This is a genomic window from Campylobacter vulpis, assembly GCF_014217995.1.
GTDB classification, from domain to species: Bacteria; Campylobacterota; Campylobacteria; order Campylobacterales; family Campylobacteraceae; genus Campylobacter_D; species Campylobacter_D vulpis.
Genome location: NZ_CP041617.1, coordinates 1,402,725 through 1,419,619 on the forward strand (window position 1 = coordinate 1,402,725; position 16,895 = coordinate 1,419,619).

The 16,895-nt window shown below is 29.8% G+C and carries 14 protein-coding genes and 1 pseudogene; 13 read left to right on the plus strand and 2 right to left on the minus strand.

Annotated elements, in window-relative coordinates; all coding sequences use genetic code 11:
- Window positions 1-2: 2 nt before the first annotated feature.
- From CVULP_RS07210 to CVULP_RS07270, 13 genes are all read left to right on the plus strand, one after another.
- Window positions 3-752: a TrbM/KikA/MpfK family conjugal transfer protein gene (locus CVULP_RS07210; RefSeq protein ID WP_099507567.1), complete on the plus strand. Its 750-nt coding sequence runs from the start codon at window positions 3-5 to the stop codon at window positions 750-752.
- Entirely contained in the window at window positions 752-1,156 is a 405-nt protein-coding gene (locus tag CVULP_RS07215; RefSeq protein WP_252195544.1) for a hypothetical protein, read from the plus strand. Before CVULP_RS07210 ends, CVULP_RS07215 begins: the two co-directional genes overlap by 1 nt.
- 107 nt (window positions 1,157-1,263) lie before the next feature.
- The gene (locus CVULP_RS07220) at window positions 1,264-1,536 is read left to right on the plus strand and encodes a hypothetical protein (protein ID WP_252195545.1); all 273 of its coding nucleotides are present in this window, start codon (window positions 1,264-1,266) and stop codon (window positions 1,534-1,536) included.
- A gap of 61 nt (window positions 1,537-1,597) precedes the next feature.
- Window positions 1,598-2,218, plus strand: a complete 621-nt coding sequence (locus tag CVULP_RS07225; RefSeq protein ID WP_213276811.1) for a hypothetical protein — start codon at window positions 1,598-1,600, stop codon at window positions 2,216-2,218.
- A 137-nt stretch (window positions 2,219-2,355) separates the two neighbouring features.
- Window positions 2,356-4,539 (plus strand): DNA topoisomerase 3, encoded by a 2,184-nt coding sequence (locus tag CVULP_RS07230; RefSeq protein ID WP_213355903.1) that lies wholly within the window; start codon window positions 2,356-2,358, stop codon window positions 4,537-4,539.
- 342 nt (window positions 4,540-4,881) lie between these two features.
- Window positions 4,882-5,481 carry a YopX family protein gene (locus CVULP_RS07235; RefSeq protein ID WP_099507693.1) on the plus strand — a complete coding sequence of 200 codons (600 nt, stop codon included), beginning with the start codon at window positions 4,882-4,884 and terminating at the stop codon, window positions 5,479-5,481.
- On the plus strand, window positions 5,478-5,627 hold the full coding sequence (locus CVULP_RS07240; RefSeq protein WP_180753082.1) for a hypothetical protein: 150 nt from the start codon (window positions 5,478-5,480) through the stop codon (window positions 5,625-5,627). The genes CVULP_RS07235 and CVULP_RS07240 overlap by 4 nt, the downstream gene beginning before the upstream one ends.
- 116 nt (window positions 5,628-5,743) lie before the next feature.
- On the plus strand, window positions 5,744-6,307 hold the full coding sequence (locus CVULP_RS07245; protein ID WP_006803284.1) for a P-loop NTPase family protein: 564 nt from the start codon (window positions 5,744-5,746) through the stop codon (window positions 6,305-6,307).
- Complete coding sequence (locus tag CVULP_RS07250) at window positions 6,307-6,573, plus strand: hypothetical protein (RefSeq protein ID WP_006803285.1); 267 nt, start codon at window positions 6,307-6,309, stop codon at window positions 6,571-6,573. Before CVULP_RS07245 ends, CVULP_RS07250 begins: the two co-directional genes overlap by 1 nt.
- 45 nt (window positions 6,574-6,618) lie before the next feature.
- On the plus strand, window positions 6,619-12,426 hold the full coding sequence (locus CVULP_RS07255; RefSeq protein ID WP_265415657.1) for an SNF2-related protein: 5,808 nt from the start codon (window positions 6,619-6,621) through the stop codon (window positions 12,424-12,426).
- A 253-nt stretch (window positions 12,427-12,679) separates the two neighbouring features.
- On the plus strand, window positions 12,680-13,291 hold the full coding sequence (locus CVULP_RS07260) for an NYN domain-containing protein (protein ID WP_213276829.1): 612 nt from the start codon (window positions 12,680-12,682) through the stop codon (window positions 13,289-13,291).
- Between the two features lie 372 nt (window positions 13,292-13,663).
- Entirely contained in the window at window positions 13,664-13,912 is a 249-nt protein-coding gene (locus CVULP_RS07265; RefSeq protein WP_099506925.1) for a hypothetical protein, read from the plus strand.
- A complete protein-coding gene (locus CVULP_RS07270) occupies window positions 13,909-14,577 on the plus strand; it encodes a hypothetical protein (RefSeq protein WP_099506924.1) in 669 nt (222 codons plus the stop codon). Before CVULP_RS07265 ends, CVULP_RS07270 begins: the two co-directional genes overlap by 4 nt.
- Window positions 14,578-14,804: 227 nt before the next feature.
- On the opposite strand, the pseudogene mobP1 reads toward CVULP_RS07270, so the two are convergent.
- Together mobP1 and CVULP_RS07280 are read right to left on the minus strand one after the other, a co-directional pair.
- Window positions 14,805-16,193 (minus strand): annotated as a pseudogene (gene mobP1, locus CVULP_RS07275) (MobP1 family relaxase).
- A gap of 8 nt (window positions 16,194-16,201) precedes the next feature.
- Complete coding sequence (locus CVULP_RS07280) at window positions 16,202-16,753, minus strand: hypothetical protein (RefSeq protein ID WP_213243790.1); 552 nt, start codon at window positions 16,751-16,753, stop codon at window positions 16,202-16,204.
- Window positions 16,754-16,895 lie beyond the last annotated feature (142 nt).

Consider the following 16,895-nt stretch of genomic DNA (forward strand, 5'->3'; position numbering starts at 1 on the left):
AAATGAAAAAAGTTCTTTTATCTATTTTAGCTTTTGGTGTTGTATCCTCTAATGCAATAGAATTAGAAATGCTAACAGGAGATACTAGATTAGCGTGCGAGGCAATGCTTTGTCTAGCAAGTCCTACTCAACCAGCAGAATGTAGTGCCTCTTTGGCAAGATATTTTAGCATACATTTTAAAAAGCCGTGGAAAACTATTAATGCTAGAAAAGCTTTTTTAAATCTTTGCCCCATAGGAGATGCAGATAGTGAAATGCTTAAATATAAAAACGAAATTTTAGCGAACCTAGATGGAGCTTGTAGCGTAGAAGCGTTGAATCAGCGTATCGAAAAAACCTTATTGAGAGTTGAACAATTTTGCGAGAGTAGTGGAGCTGGAGATGGCACTTCGTGTAAAAATGTAAATATTTATGGCTTTAGAATCAATCCACAATTAACAAATTCTTGCAGATTGCTATCTTCATCAAAATATACAGATTATCATTTAAAATACACTTGCAACAATAAATTTTACGAACAAGAAGAATGGCAAAGAGGCTATGAATTAAAGGAAATCTCGCAAGAAATTTACAATGCCTTACCTGTATCGCAAAGAGAGCAAGGAGAAAAATTAACAGAAATTAGCAGATATGAATTTATAAAATTGCCTCAAAATCAAAGAAAACAAATTGGGTTTAAATATTACAAAATTCATATTGCTTATTATCAAAAAATGGCTATCAAAAAAGAATGTTGGGTTAATGAGAAATAATGATGAATGAGATTAATTCTAGTGAAAATCTTTTTGAAATTGTCAATAATGAGCAAGAAATATCTGCGACTAATTACAATGAGTTATTACAAAAATTTGCCAATATTATGAAAGAAATTAATGCCAAAATTCATATTGGCAAACAAAACTCGCAAAGCAATACAGAAGATGGCATTTTTAAAGATTTAGAAAATAATTATATAGAGCTAAATAATACGCATTTGGCTCTTGTTTCTTATTTTACAAATCCTCCAAACGATGAGGAAAAAGAACTCATCAGCAAAACAGCATCCATAAGAAAGACTATGGAAGATTTTGCAAAATTTGCTAATGAAATTCAAAAAATATCATTAGATGAAAAGCTAGAAAATATAATGAGCAGATTAATCAATTTTGCGAGATAGTAGAATATAAACTTTCTTATAATGCACAAAACTATAATGACTTTCTTGATAGTTTTATCAAAGATGGCAAAGATAAGCTTAATATTTTCTCGCAAATATTTACAAAAATGATAAAGAATACAAAATCATTTCTTATATTTTTTAGCTTTACAGCAATTGGACTTGGGATAACACTTGGCATTCTGCTATTTCTTATCTATACAAAAAATACAGAGCTTGAAAATTTACAAAATAAAGTAAGCGTAATCACTCAAGGTTTGGCAACAATCTCCGTTGATGAAGACGGTAAAAGCCTTACCTTGAGCTTTGCAAAAAAACAAAAAACTATTCTTACGGAAAATAAAAATAGTATTCAAATCACACTGCAAGGAGGTGAATGAACGAAGGAATTATATATAAAAATTGCAAAAAACAAAAAACAAAAATTTTAAGGAGATAAAAATGGCGTTTGGAAGATTAGTTAATGATAAGATTGTTATTGATACAAACAATGCTTTAAACTACAAAAACAAGGAGGGTGATATTCAGCAAAGAAAAGTGGATACTGCTTTGATTGATGTGATTAAAGAAGCAGGACAAGTTGCGGCAATGGAACACGGTGCTGTGCTTTTTTCTGCAAAGATTAATAATGAGTGGAAAAACTATTTTGTTAATAGAGATGAAAAAACTCATAATATCGTCTTAAAACCTACTAACTCACAAAATAGAGATGACTTTATCTACATCAATTCAAATGTCAATGAGCAAGGTTATTTTTATTACACCATTAATCAAAAGAGAGAATCCGCAAAAGAATTAATCGAGGGGGTTGGGATTACAGAACACCAAAATCAAGATGGCTCTAAAAGTCATTATTTGGAAACTAATGTGAGACTCTACAACGAGGAGCTAAAAAGCGAACTCAAAGAAAAAGGCAAAGAGTTTGTAGCTGTAATTTCAAATGCAGGTTTTGAAGTTGTTAATGAAGCTGAAATGAAAGCACAAAAACAAAAGCAACAAATGCAGCAAACCCAAGAGATTAAAGAGTCTGAAAAAAAACAAGATAAAGGCTTAGAAAGATGATATACACACCCTTATGGGTGTGTATTTATAATAATTATTGTAATATAAAATATATTTATAATTAATAATATATAACATAAATAACTATTATATTCTAATAATTATTTATGTTATCCAGTAATAAAGAAAGGTAAAAAATGAGATTATTTATAGCAGAAAAACCTGAACTTGGTAGAGCCATTGCGGAAGGACTAGAAGGAAGTTATAAAAGTGGCGAAGGCTACATACAAAAAGGAAATGACATTATTACTTGGGCTTTTGGGCATATTTTAGAACTTGCTAAACCTGAAGAATATGATGAAAAATATAAGCTGTGGAAACTTGAGGATTTGCCACTACCCATTAAAGAATTTAAATATTTACCTAAGAAAGATAGCAGAAAACAGCTCAAAATCATCTGCGATTTAATCCATAGCGACAAAATTACTTCTATTGTAAATTGTGGGGATGCAGATGATGAGGGACAAATCTTAGTCGATGAAATTATTCAGTATTCTAAAAGCTCCAAACCTGTCTTTAGAGTTTTAATTAATGACTTAACTCCAAAAGCAGTCAAAGAAGAAATAGCAAAAATTAAATCTAATACAGATTTTAAAGGTATGAGCGAAAGAGGCTTTGCAAGAAGTCAAGCTGATTGGATAGTAGGAATTAATCTTACAAGGGCTTACACCATCATTGCTAGACAAAATAATTTTGAGGGCATCTTAAGTGTAGGAAGAGTGCAAACTCCTATTTTAGGACTTGTAGTTGCTAGAGATAAAGAATTTGAAAGCTTTAAAAGCATCGATTATTATTCCTTACTTGGAAATTTTGAAATTAACAATCATACAATTCAAGCACGATTAAAGACAGAAGAAAAAATTACAGATGAAAATCTAGCTAAAGAAATTAAAAATATGTGCGAAAATCAAAATGCAAAAATAAATGTAAAGATAGAAAATAAAAAAGAATATCCGCCACTACCCTATAATTTACTTATTTTACAGGCAGAGTGTGCAAAATTTTTTGGATTTAGCCCTGATAAAACCCTACAAATCACACAATCCTTAAGAGAAAAACATAAAGCAATTACTTACAATAGGTCAGATTGTCAGTATCTTCCTGAAACAATCTTTGAAGAAGCTCCACAAATTTTAAATTCCATAAAAACAAATTTAAATAATGATGAGATTGAAGCTCTCATCGCTGGTAGTGATACAAAAATAAAAAGCAAAGCTTTTAATGATGAGAACATTTCAGCACATTATGGAATCATTCCTACTCAAAACAAGATTTCATCACAATTAAGCAAAGATGAATCAGTCGTTTATGATTTAATTTCTAAAAGATTTATCATTCAATTTTTTCAGCCTAGAGAATATCAAACCACCACAATTAATTTAGAAATCAATCAAAAAATTTTTACCGCAACACAAAGCAAAACAACAAAAAGCGGTTTTAGAAGTCTATGGAAAAATATTGATACCGATAAAGAAGAGGAGCTTGATAGTAATAAAAACGAATATGATTTATCTAGCTTAAAAGATAATGATAATACAAAATGTGCTTTGGTGCAGATTGAAAAGAAGCAAACAAAACCTCGCCCCTATTACACTATGACAACATTACTTAAAGATTTAAATAGTGTTGCAAAATATGTAAGCGATGAAAAAATTAAAAAATTACTGATGGAAAAAGATAAAGACAAAAAAGGAGAAAGTGGAGGTATAGGCACACCTGCTACAAGGTCAAATCACATAAAAACCCTTATTGAAAGAGAATATATAGAGGTAAGCAAAGATAAAAAGCAAGTTGTTAAATCTACGCAAAAAGGTAGGGATTTAATCGCACTTTCTCCAAAAGCTCTTACCACACCTGATATGACAGCTTTATGGTTTGAGCAACAAAAAATGATAGAGGCACAAGAGCTTACAAGAGGGCAATTTTTAGAGGAAGTAACAAAAGAAGTCATCGGTGAAATTCAAAGAATTAGCAATAGTCAAAATTTTAAAATCTTAGAAGATAAAAATCAGCAAAAAATTCAATGTCCGCAATGTAGTAAAGGTCATTTAACAAAACGCAAAGGGAAATATGGAGATTTTTGGGGGTGTAGTGAATACAAGGAGGGTTGTAAGGCTATATATCCTGATAATAAAGGCAAACCAAATTTTGAAACAAAACAAAACAATAGCGACACTACATATAAATGTCCGCAATGCGATAAAGGATTCTTGCAGAGAATGAAAAGTAAAAATGGTAAAAGCTGGTGGTGGGGCTGTAATGAATTTAGACAAGGCTGTAAGGCTATGTATTATGATGATAATGGAAAACCTAAAATATAATTTATTATAAATATATTTTATTATATAATATTTACTAATATATTAATATTATACGAAAATTATTTAATCACAACAAGGATAAACAATGACATTTAGTATGAAAGACCACGATATTTACGAATTAGTTAGAGAGCTAGAGGGTGGTAAAAGCGTATGGGTTAAGGGTGGTATGGGGCAGAATATAAGGTAAAGTATGAAGAGGGTATATATTATGTTTGTAGCCAAAGCGATGGATATACTGCTGAATTTGATGATATTTATGAAATGCAAGAATATATCAACTTTAACTTCGAGGAAGATGAGTAAAATACTCATCGATTGTTATAAGGGATAATAGCAAAAATGAAACTAAAAGATTTTGATTTTAGAATTTGGCTTAATAGTAGTTATATTTATCTTAATGAAATAGGATTTGAAACAATCAATCAAAATTATTTTTTGCGTTGTTGCGGTGATAATGAAAAAACTTACGAAAAATATAAATTTTATATCAATGCTAACATTTCAAAAGAAACATACAAACAAAGAACTCAAAAATTAGAAGATTTAGAACTAGAACTTTACACAGGCTTTAAAGATAAAAAGGGTGTAAAAATTTTTGAAAATGATATTGTGCTTTTTATGCCAAATGATAGTGAGAAATTTTTACATACAATAAATTACGATAAAGAGCGAGGTTTTTTCTTTAGCGATGATTGCAATTTAGATGATGAATATTGTGAGGGCTGCACTGAGGTTATAGGTAATATTCGCAAAAACAAAGAATTAGTTGATTTTATGGAAAAAGAAAAGAAAGCTTTTAAAGAATTCCATCAAAAATTTGAAAACAAATATGATGAAAATGGAAAGCCTGTTAAAGAATTTTACGAAGAAGATACAAGACTTAGTATTTACTTCCAACAAGAATTAGAAAAACTTTTAGATAATGAGCTATACAAATGAACAAACAAGAAAAAGCAAAAGAAAGAAAGGCTAAACGCTATGCTCTTTTGAAAGAAACTAAGGAACTAAAAAGAAAGCAAAAAATCAAAATAGGGCTTAAGGTTAGAAAGATAAAGGAAAAGCCTTTAAAAATATCTATAATATAAAGATAGACAAAGCCTACTTTTAGCATACATATCTTTAAATAATTGTTAGTATATTTTATAATATATTAATAAATAATAGTATATAATGTTATACAAATAAATTTAAAGGTTAAATGATGATTATATCTATCATAAATAAGAAAGGCGGGGTCGGCAAAACCCCTTTTGCTTTTTCTATTGCTAAAGATTTAGGATATTTTTTACAAAGCAATGATAATTCTATTATTGAAAAAATTTATCCTGAGAAAGCAAAAATTCTACCAACGCCAAAAAAAATAGATAATTGCGTTTATGATTTTGGCGGTTTTGTGGAAAAAGGTGTATTGAGTATTGTCAAAGAGAGCAATGTTGTTATTATTCCTTGCACAAGCAATTATAATTCTTTACTTAGAACACTAGAAACTTTAAATGAAATAGGTAATGATGATAGAGTTTGTATCTTAGTTACAGATTACAGGGACGAAAAAGAAAAAAAACAAATTTGTGAAACTCTTGAAAGTAATTTTACAGATTTAAATCTTTTCTTTTTCAAATTTTCAAAAATCATTGAAAATTCTATGAGTAGTGGAGCTTCTTTTACTGAACTCTACAATGAAAATAATCTTTCAAGGTTAAGCTATACAAATTTCTTTAATGAATACCAAAGACTTCTACATTTTATTAAAAAGGAAAAAGCATAATGGAAAAAAAGCCTTTTACAATTGATGAAGCTTTAAAATCTGAAACAAGCTCTCAAAAAACTTACAAAAAAGCAGAGAAAAAATCATCTGGTAGAAAAACAATTGATAAAGAATTAAGAAGAGAACATATGGTCGTTTGCAGACTCAATCAAAAAGAATATGAAACGCTAAAGAAATTGATGGAGTTAGAATTTAATACTGAATCAAGCACCTACATAAGAAAACTAATCTTAAAGGAGGCTAAGGCTTTAAATATTAATGAATAATGCTAAAATATCCTTGCAAAAAAACAAAAATTACAAGGATAAACTATGCGGAAAACAAAAAGACAAATTGAAGATGAAAAGTATTATGGTGGCAAAAGCCTATTTGATTTTATAGAATTAGAATTTTCACAAGGAGAAGAAAATGAGCAACAGAATGGAGAATTATCCCAACATAGAGAAACTGCAAATGGCGTTGAACGAATTAGCGTTTCATCAAGTTCATCAAGCTTGGATAGACAAGAAAATTCCACAATACAGCTTGATAATACTAGAGAGATGGGCGGAACTTTATCCAAACACCATCAAGAATCTAGGAATGTCAGAACTAATGACACTAGCATTACCACAAGCACAAATGGAACTACAAATTTTAGAGAGCAAGGAAGCGGAGGAAATGAGAGAGCAGGGACTAACGGATATGGAGATACTAACCCAAACTCAAATCAATCTCAATCAATTCATAGCGATAGAACCACAGATTTATTCTCCTTTGTTTCAAGAAATGATGATGAGAGACAAGGAGCAAATGCAAGAAGAAACAATCAACAATCAGTATTGGAATCTGCAACAAGAGATGATGACTTTAAAAGAAGAAGTTTCAAATCTGGGCAAAAACTAGATTTTACAGCCGATGATGAAATCTATCTTGGCTCTTTGAAAGATAGATTTCAAAAAAATATCCACGCCATTAAACTTTTAAAAACCATAGAGCAAGAAAATCGCTACGCCACTAAACAAGAGCAAGAAATTCTCAATAAATTTTCAGGTTGGGGTGGAATTCCACAAGTTTTTGACCACCAAAATAAAGAATGGGAAAAAGAGTTTAAAGAGCTTATCTCTACACTAGATTACACAGAATACGAAAATGCAAAACTATCTACCTTAGACGCTTTTTATACTCCAAAAATTGTCATTGATACAATTTATCAAGGACTTAATCATTTAGGCTTTAATAATGATAAACACACGAAAGAAATCTTTGAGCCAAGTGCAGGAATAGGCTCGTTTTTATCTTATGCTAAAAATTACAGCAATAATTATCACTTTACTTGCATTGAGCTTGATAGCATAAGCTCAAATATTCTAAAATCTTTACACCCTAATCAAACAATTTATAATAAAGCCTTTGAACATCACTTATTTGATAAGCCTTATGATGCTTTTATAGGCAATCCACCCTTTGGTCAAAAAAAGGTTCTAGACCCAAATGATACAACACTCAATAAATCAAGTGTGCATAATTATTTCATTGGCAACGCCATTAAAAATTTGAAAGAAGATGGAATTGCTGCCTTTGTAGTCTCAAGTTATTTTTTAGATTCTAAAAATAACACTATAAGAAATTATATCGCAGAACAAGCAACATTCTTAGGTGCTGTAAGATTGCCAAACAATGCTTTTAAAAAAAGAGCCAACACTGAAGTTACCACAGATATTATCTTTTTTAAGAAAGGCAAAGATTTAAATATTGACAATAAATGGCTAGAGAGCGTAGAGTATTATGAGAATCGTTTTGATGAGGCGGAAAAGAGAGGTTTAAATCATAATATTTTCAGCTATTTTAGAATTAATGAATATTTTAAAAATAATCCTCAAAATATCTTAGGAAAAATGGATATTAAAAGCTCTCAATATGGTCATGATTTAGAATGCTTAGATGATGGTAGGGATTTAAAAATTGCTTTGGAAAATTTTGTCAAAACTTTACCTAAGGATATTTATCAATACCAAGAAACAAAAATTACATTGTCCTATTACAGAATTAACAAAGAATCGCCTGAATATCAAAAATATAGCCAAATTATAAGCAAATTAAAAGATGGAAATTATTTTGAGTATGGTGGCGAAATTTATATGAAAGTTAGAAGTGATGACGAGTTGGTTTTTTCAAAACCAGCCCTAAACGAACACGATAAAAGAAGAATTAAAAAACTCATCGCCATTAGAAATCAATTTAACACTCTCATTGAGTATGAAAAAAATGAAGCTAATGATGTTTTGGTAGAAAATCAAAGAAAGCAACTTAATAAACTTTATGATGATTTTGTTACCAAAGAGGGATATTTAAATAGAGAAGCAAACAAAAAAGCCTTCAAAGAAGATGTAGAAGCAAATAAAATTTTAGCTTTGGAGAAAAATTATAATGCGGGTATTTCTAAAAATGTCGCATTAAAAGAAGGCATTGAACCTATATTGCCAAGTGCCACAAAGGCTGATATTTTTTTCAAAAGAACCATCAACGCACAAAAAGAAATTAAAATCTCAACTCCACAAGAAGCACTTATTGCTTGCATTAATGAGTATGGAAGAATTGATTTAAATTTCCTAGAAGCCAACTTGGAACAACCGCTAGATGAAACACTTAATACTTTAGAACAAAATAGATTAATCTTTAAAGACCACCTTAATCCCTCTCGCTTTATCTTAGCCGAAAAGTATCTTTCTGGAAATGTTAAAGCAAAATACAAAGAGGTAAAGAAGCTTATAGAAGATGGCTTTAATGAATTTGCTAATAATTTAGAAAGCTTAGAACAAGTTTTACCCAAAGACTTGAAAGCAGTTGATATTTCACTAAGCTTAGGGACAACTTGGATACCTATAAAATACTACAAACAATTTATAGAAGAAACTCTGCAAATTGATTCTAGAGACTATGATTTATTCTTATTAGAAAAAACAGGTGAGTGGAATCTTAAAGGTCTTGGACATTCCTTAAGTCCCTATGTTCGCTCACAATATGGCACAGAAAGAATAGGCTGTTTTGATTTATTTGAACACGCTTTATTGAGAAAGCCTATTCGCATTTATGATAAAAAACAAGATGAAACAGGCAGAGAATATAGGGAATTAAATCCAAAAGAAACTGCAATTGCTAATTCTAAATTAGAAAACTTAAAAAATGAGTTTGCAGAATGGATTTATAAGGATTATGATAGACGCACAGATTTAGAAAATATCTATAATGAAAAATTTAACACAAATAAAGAACCACAATATAATGGAGAAAATTTAGAACTTCCCAATTTCAATGCTAACATTAAGCTCAAAAAACACCAAAAAAATGCAATATATAGGGCAATTCAAGAAAGTAACATTATTTTTGACCATCAAGTTGGTGCTGGAAAAACTTTAGTCGCAATTTGCTCTGTAATGGAGCAAAAGAGAATGGGGCTTTTAAATAAACCCTTAATCGTTGTGCCAAATCACTTAGCTAGACAATGGAATGATGAGTTTTACCACGCTTATACAAATGCTAATATTCTAGTCGCTACAAATGATGATTTAAAAAAGGATAATAGAGAAAGATTTTTCTCAAAAATAGCTACAAATAACTATGATGCTGTTATTATGACTCACTCGCAATTTAAATTAATCCCTGCTCCTTATGATATTATTAAAAGACAATACGAGAAAGATATTAGCATTTTGGAAGAAACCTTAAAAAGAAAGCAAGATGATGAAAATGTTATGCGATATTCCGTCAAAGATTTAGAAAAACGCATTGAGAATTTTAAGGTGAAATTGAAAGATTTGCAAACAGCACATAAAAAATCCAAAGCGATAGATTTTTCGGAACTAGGTATCGATGCTTTAATTATTGATGAAGCACACGAATTTAAAAATCTACTCATCACAACTTCAATGGGAGATATAAGCGGTCTTGGAAATTTAAAAGGCTCGCAAAAAGCATACGACCTTTATTGTAAAACACAATATATTCACGAACAAAATAAAAAGCTCTATTTTCTAACAGGCACACCGATAAGTAATTCAATTACAGAACTCTTCACTTTACAAAGATACATACAGCCTAATACATTAAATGAAAAAGGAATAGAAAGTTTTGATTCTTGGGCTTCTACTTTTGGAGAAGTTACAAATGCTTGGGAACTTGATAGCTCTGGAATTAATTATAAAATCGTTGCGAGATTTAACAAATTTAAAAATGTCCCTGAACTTTCTACGATGTATAAAAGCGTGGCTGATATTGTAACAAATAATGATATTATGAAATATCAAAAAGACTTCGTGCCAAAACTTTACAATGATAAGCCTATTAATATCGTTGCTCCTAGAAGTGAAGCAATAGCAGAATTTATAGGTATTCAAGATGAAAATGGAAGGTGGAACGAAGGCTCTATCGTATGGAGAATGGAACATCAACAAGATGATATTGCTAGAAATAATCTTCTTGCTTGCACCACAGACGCTAGAAAGGCTGGACTTGATTTTAGGCTCATTAATCCTTATTATGATGATTATGCAGATTCTAAAATCAATAAACTAATTGAAAATGTTTATGGTGAGTATAATGCGTGGAATGACGACAGGGGAACGCAATTAATTTTTTGCGATTTATCTACACCAAAACAACATTCACAAAAAGTTGCTTTAATAGGTAACAATTTATCTCCAAAACCAAACAAAGAAGATGAATTTGTCAATATCAATGAAACAATGGAGCAAAGTGAAGAAGAAAATCATAAAAGCCTTGATGAACTCTTAGCAGAACAATCAAAATTTGATGTTTATACTGATATTTTAAAAAAACTTGTTGCCAAAGGCATTCCACAAAATGAAATCCGCTTTATCCACGACGCAAAAACGGATTTGCAAAAAAGCCAACTTTTTGCAGATATGAATACAGGAAAAGCTAGAATTTTAATTGGCTCAACTCAAAAAATGGGTGCTGGAACAAATGTGCAAAAAAGAATTGTAGCTTTACATCATTTAGATTGTCCGTGGCGTCCTAGCGATTTAGAGCAAAGAAGTGGTAGAGTTATAAGGCAAGGCAATGAGCTTTTTATGAGAGATCCACAAAATTTTAGAGTTAAAGAATTTAGATACGCAACTGAAAGAACTTATGACGCTAGAATGTGGCAAGTTATTGAAAGCAAAGCAAGATCCATAGAGCAATTTAGAAAAGCTGGTGCTGATGTAAGAACCTTAGAGGATATTACAAGCGGAGCGGCAGATGCGGCAGAAATGAAAGCAGAAGCCACAGGAAATCCACTCATCTTATTGCAGGTGCAATTAACCAGTGATTTAAGACAAGAAGAAATGCTTTATAGTGGCTATAAAAGGCAAATTCACAATAATGAAGAAAGTCTTAAAGTCAATCTTTCAAAAATTGAATTCTTACAAAAAGATATTATTAAAATGGAAACCTTAAATGCAATCATTAAAGAAAATAATAATGAGCATTTTCAAGGAAAATACTATATCAATGATGATGAAAATATTTCCGCAAAAGACTTCATCGTCCTTAAAGATGATACTAGCGATTTAAACAAAGCTAGACAAGCGGAGCTGACAAAAAACTTTGAAAATACCATTCAAATGATAGCAAATAACTATCAAAAAGAATATAAAGTTTTAGAATACAAAGGATTGATTATTAGCGGAGAAAAAACAGATTTAAACACCTTAAGTTTTTATGTTTCAACTCCTGATGGTCAAACTATAATGGAGCCTGAAAATATGATTTATAAAAGAGATGACAAAACTTTTTTTAAATTAGAAAATTATGTGAATTTCGGCGGTTTTATGAAAAGGTTAAATAATTTTTATAACGATTTAGAAAAATTTAGCCAATTTAATAAAAGCAAGATAGAAAGTCTTAAAAAAGAAATTGCAGAGCTAGAAAATATTACAGGAGACAACACTCCTATTTATAAGAGAAAAGACTATTTGGAGGCATTAAGAGAAGATAATCGCATTGTCATAGAAGAAATAGAAAAAATGAGTAAGCAAAAAGGTTATAAAAGTGATTTCGTGTCAAAATCTGCAAAGATTTTAGAGGATTTAAATAGGCACAATAAGATTATGAAAGACAGAGAATTGCTTATCTAAACCAGCTAAAGCTCTCATTAATATTTTTATGATATAATTCCGCCATCATTAGCACATAGAGGGGTCTTTTTAGCATCATATTTTTAAATTGACGACTCTTTGTGCTTCCAATTTAATAAATTAGGACTACGCAACAATGAATTCAAGCAATCCAAATATGGAATTTTCAATTATTCAGCCTAAAAAGACTGCAGTTCTTGTAGATCTCTCTTTTTTTCTTGAAAGATATAATACTCACAAGAGTATTAAAACAATGGAGGCTAAAGAATTGGCTAAGAGATTAAAAGACTATGTATGGGAAACCCTTAGAAGAAATGAAGATTATTTACATAGAGTTTATATTTACGATTGCGAACCATTAGATAAAAATGTTCCTATGCCTCCCATAGAAAAAACTGATAAATCTAAGAACTTAAGCAAAACTACAACATACAAATTTAGAAGCGAACTTTTAAATTACCTAAGAAAGCAACCTTATTTTGCTGTAAGATTAGGTGAAATCGATGAAAATTCGTTTCAATGGAAATTTAGAGATTATGATAAATTTAGAAAAATTCTACGCAAAGAAATAGACATTTGTGAGCTTACAAGCGAAGATTTCGTTTTAGACATTAAACAAAAGGGTGTCGATATGAAAATAGGGCTTGATATTGCAACTTTAGCAAATAAACATCAAGCCGAAAAAATAATTTTAATCACAGCAGATAGTGATTTTATCCCTGCTGTTAAGCACGCCAGAAAAGAAGGAATTATTGTTCAATTAGATCCAATGAGAGTTCCAGAAACTCAAATTAAAAAAGGTTTGTTGGAGCATATTGACATCCTTTCGTCTGTTTTTATTAATAAAAATAAAAATGGCAATTAATTTTTGCTTTTATTTTATTAAACAAACAATTAAAAAAATTAATGCTATGCAAAAGCAAAGTATAAATTTATTTCTTGTGCGAAGAGCAGCATTCTCTTTATTTAATTTGCGTATATCATCTTTATAAGATTCTATAGTTTAACATTACTTTCTTTTTCATATTGTAAATTTCTTAGCTGATAGCACATATTAAGAATATGAACTTCTTGAATATAATCAAAATCTTTCCTTATCTTTAAATCACCAATTTGCTCTATACTAAATCCTGTATTATCTTCATTAAAAAAACTTTTTAAAGAAATTGATAATTTACTTAATTAAATTATAATTTATTATAATATATTTTAATTTATTTAATATGAGGATAAAACAATGGCAAAGAAAATCATCGACACGCAGATTTTAGCTCAGGTTGGACAAGGTGCTGAAATGAAAGAAAATAGAACAGCAAAACAAACTCAAACTCCACAAACACAAGAGCCTATAATTGATGGGCTTAAAATTTTTACACTTTCCTTAAAAGTGAGCGAGTATGTTAAACTTAAAACCTATTGTCAAAGTCAAAATCTCTCAATCGCCAAATTTTTTAAAGAATGCATTAGAGAAAAAGGAATTATTTGAAAAGCTTAGAAATTCTGCTCTCAAAAGAACGCTTACAATCTTATGCGAATCTAAATGAGCATTTTGAGAATTTAGCTCTCATTGGTCGTCTTGCACCAAAATTATTACTGATAGAAATTTGTTTGCGTAATATCACAAATGATATTTTACTTCATAAACTAGGCAACAATTGGCTAGAAAAAGAAAATGAGACCAAACATAAGGAAAAAAATCTTAGTAATCATCAACTTGTATCAAGGCAAAGTCTCGATTTTTGGTGCAAGATGATTGAGAAATATAAATTATATAACGATATTTTTCATTTTCGCAAAAGTTTTGATTTAAAGCGATATGATGATTATAATACAAATAGATTTTATTATAATGGCAAAAAGAGATTTTTGCGAGACACACACAAGGTGGAGATTATTTTAAATTGGATTCATACGATTAGAAATCGTGCCTTTCACGCAGAGAATCTACTCAAAGTAAAAATAATTGTGCGTAATGATAAACAAATTGTTGCACCGCGTATCACAACCTTTATAAAAATTAATGAGCATAGACTTTATTTTGGAATTATGCCCGATAAAATAGAAATATTCTTAAATGAGTGTCTTAATTCGCTTAACGATAATATAAAAGATTTTATAAAAGAGGGTGTGGCACGAGGAGCCACTGACTAATGTAAATCGCATTGTATCTAATATAGCCTTATTTTTCTCTTAACAGCGGATAAAGAGCAGAGTAAAAATCTTTTAGAACAAAATCGAGGTGGATTTGTAAAACAAGAACTGCTTCATGCCTTGAAAAAAGATAGGGACACTATCATCGAAAAAATACAAAATAAGGAAAAAGACTGGATTCCAAGCTATAAAATGTCTGTCTCATTATTTCTTACTCCTATATAATTTTATCCATCTCTTGCAATCTCATTATTCCTAGCACTTGTCCATCGCAAACTATTATCGGCTCTTCTTCGCTCTCTTTGCTGTAACTGATTGAGTGCATTGAGGTGCAGAAGCATTTAAGTTCGTTTTGTGTCATAAACCATAGGCTGTTTGGACAATACTCGCATAGAGTTTCTTTCTTGGGCAACTTCTCTTCGGATAGTCGATTGATTACTGAGCTCTTGTAAGACTCTCTGTCTATATTGTTTTGTATAAACTCTCTCACTATTTACTCCTTTATCTTGTATGATTTTATATTTTTTAGCATTTGTTATTTTAGGGATTTGTTTCAAATCTTTTTCTCTACCGATAACAGAAACATCCCAAATGGGTTTTGTAAGTGTTTTGGAAACTTCTTGCCACTTATTGTTAATTTTTGCCTTTCTTTTTATCTCATATTCTTCTTGCCCTACTATTTTAAATCTTGCATACTCACCTCTTAAAACTTTATTTTCTTTCACAACCCTTTCTAAATCTTGCCCCCAAATTGTAGCTATTCCTTTTTTAGTTTTATAGCTCACATAATAACTTTTCTTTGCATTTTTATCGGTGCTAAATTGATAGTTTGCCCCTCCAAAATCCATAACTTGATAATAGTGCATTTTTATTTGTGGAGCTTTATCAATTTGCTTTTCTCTATTTAATTTTGTAGAATACTCTTGATTTACTTCTGCTTCTTTTTGCTTTTTGTTTGTAGCTTTTGCTTCAACACCTAATTCATTTAATGCTTTTGCAAATTCCGCTCTTAAGTTAGCTAAATCAGCCTTTCTAGGATTAATTCTTTTTCCATTTTTATCCGCAACTTTTAAGCAAACATGACAATGCGGATTATCCGTATCTCCGTGAAAAGCAACAACAAAAAGATTATTTGGATATATTCTTTTTAAAGTTGTGATAGTGGCTTGTTGCAATTTTTCTTTTGGAGTTGTAGAATGCTCCTTCATAGAAAAAACCATATTAATAGTATGTCTTTTTTCCTTAGCACCTTCTTTATATAAAGGAATAGGAATTCCTTCATTTTTGAAAAATTTTTTTAATTCTAAAATTTCATCTTCTCCTACATATCTATCAAAATCATTTGTAATTAACTCTATACTTCCCTTGCGAGAAATATAATCAAGATGTTTTGAAAGTGCTTGAGAATTTTTAGAACCTGAAGTAATTTTTACAACGACTTCAGTATTTTTTCTAAACATATTTTTACTAATAAGCTTGCCTGTTTTTATATCTTTAGTGTATTTATCTCTGTTTTTATTGATATAGTTTAGCGGTAGCTTTGAAGCGTTTTCTATTTTAGTAAAAACTTTCCTAGCAATTATCTCATCGTCAAATATTTTAATCGGTCTTGACATATAAAAACCTAAATCCTTTGATTATTAATCTCTATAATCTTTCCAAGAGAAGCAGAAAGAATGTCAATCTTTTCATTTATAATATCAATCGTATTTTTTAAATTATCCTCATTTATTTTTACAGAATTTCCAGCTCTAAGAATTTTCAATAGTTGATATATATTTTTGCCAACTGCATTAATTTCAGTTCTTGTTTTTATAAATTCATCTAGTTCTAAATTAGTAAAAAGTTTTTCGTTTTTTATAGAGTTTAATAGCAAAAATTTTGCTTGTTTAGTAACGCTTGAATAACCTGATTTTTTAGAAATTTCTTTCAAAGTATTTATTTCATTTTCTGTAAGTTTTAATTTAACTATTTTGCTTTCATCGCTTTTATAAAATTTATTTTTAGATATTTCATCATTTATTTTATTTTTCTTATCTGTATCACAAGAATTAAAATTTTTTAATAAAACAGATATTATTTTACTATATGGTGCATTTGTTTCTGATTTTATATAATCTAAAATTATTTTATCATCTTTACTAACTTTAATAACACAATTATTATTTTTATTCATTTATATTTCCTTAGTGAGCCTCGCAGAGATATTTCGGCAAAGTAAGCTAAAAAAGTTATATAACTTTTTGGCGTCTTTGCCTATCCTGTAATTAATAATATTTTTGCTTGATTGGCATTTTACAATATTAAGCTTTATAACA

Coding starts and splice junctions, on each gene's coding strand:
- CVULP_RS07210 (WP_099507567.1), top strand. CDS start 3: ATGAAAAAAGTTCTTTTATCTATTTTAGCTTTTGGTGTTGTATCCTCT.
- CVULP_RS07215 (WP_252195544.1), top strand. CDS start 752: ATGATGAATGAGATTAATTCTAGTGAAAATCTTTTTGAAATTGTCAAT.
- CVULP_RS07220 (WP_252195545.1), top strand. CDS start 1,264: ATGATAAAGAATACAAAATCATTTCTTATATTTTTTAGCTTTACAGCA.
- CVULP_RS07225 (WP_213276811.1), top strand. CDS start 1,598: ATGGCGTTTGGAAGATTAGTTAATGATAAGATTGTTATTGATACAAAC.
- CVULP_RS07230 (WP_213355903.1), top strand. CDS start 2,356: ATGAGATTATTTATAGCAGAAAAACCTGAACTTGGTAGAGCCATTGCG.
- CVULP_RS07235 (WP_099507693.1), top strand. CDS start 4,882: ATGAAACTAAAAGATTTTGATTTTAGAATTTGGCTTAATAGTAGTTAT.
- CVULP_RS07240 (WP_180753082.1), top strand. CDS start 5,478: ATGAACAAACAAGAAAAAGCAAAAGAAAGAAAGGCTAAACGCTATGCT.
- CVULP_RS07245 (WP_006803284.1), top strand. CDS start 5,744: ATGATTATATCTATCATAAATAAGAAAGGCGGGGTCGGCAAAACCCCT.
- CVULP_RS07250 (WP_006803285.1), top strand. CDS start 6,307: ATGGAAAAAAAGCCTTTTACAATTGATGAAGCTTTAAAATCTGAAACA.
- CVULP_RS07255 (WP_265415657.1), top strand. CDS start 6,619: ATGCGGAAAACAAAAAGACAAATTGAAGATGAAAAGTATTATGGTGGC.
- CVULP_RS07260 (WP_213276829.1), top strand. CDS start 12,680: ATGGAGGCTAAAGAATTGGCTAAGAGATTAAAAGACTATGTATGGGAA.
- CVULP_RS07265 (WP_099506925.1), top strand. CDS start 13,664: ATGGCAAAGAAAATCATCGACACGCAGATTTTAGCTCAGGTTGGACAA.
- CVULP_RS07280 (WP_213243790.1), bottom strand. CDS start 16,753: ATGAATAAAAATAATAATTGTGTTATTAAAGTTAGTAAAGATGATAAA.